The sequence below is a fragment of the Pseudoalteromonas sp. P1-25 genome (assembly GCF_001401805.1).
Classification (GTDB): Bacteria; Pseudomonadota; Gammaproteobacteria; order Enterobacterales; family Alteromonadaceae; genus Pseudoalteromonas.
The window spans coordinates 1-449 of record NZ_LKDW01000092.1; the positions used below are offsets into that span (position 1 = coordinate 1).

Here is a 449-nt window from a genome sequence, read left to right on the forward strand (position 1 = left end):
TCGCCTGACCTAGATGGTAGGTGTTGGATGGGTATGTATTACGTGTGCTTATTTTCAGATAGCCAAAATACTATTCACAAAGAGGCGCTACGCTTTAGAGAAGAAAATGCTGAATATTACTTTCCTTCAGACGTAAAAAACCATCACATTGCTGTAAAAGCTTTCTCGTATTTGGAGCCTTGCGATGTCGTAGTACCCACAGCGGTGGAGAGTCACATAGCAAATGCTACACTATCATTGGTCGGGGCGGCCTTGTGCGGGGCTCGCCTTCGAGCTGTTTTGTTTTGCTACTGAGTTTGGCATGGGGTCTTGGCTATTTTTACTAAACCCCATACAGCAAAAAACCCGTTACATCGCTGCAACGGGTTTCTCTTATTTGGAGCCTGGCAATGTCCTACTTTCACATAGCAAATGCTACACTATCATCGGCGCTGTTTCGTTTCACTACT

The 449-nt window shown here is 45.0% G+C and carries 1 protein-coding gene; it reads left to right on the forward strand.

All coding sequences use genetic code 11. The features are described 5' to 3' along the window. The coding region (locus tag AN393_RS20635) for a hypothetical protein (RefSeq protein WP_235576222.1) at nucleotides 1–294 on the forward strand (294 nt) is incomplete at its 5' end. Nucleotides 295–449: the final 155 nt, after the last annotated feature.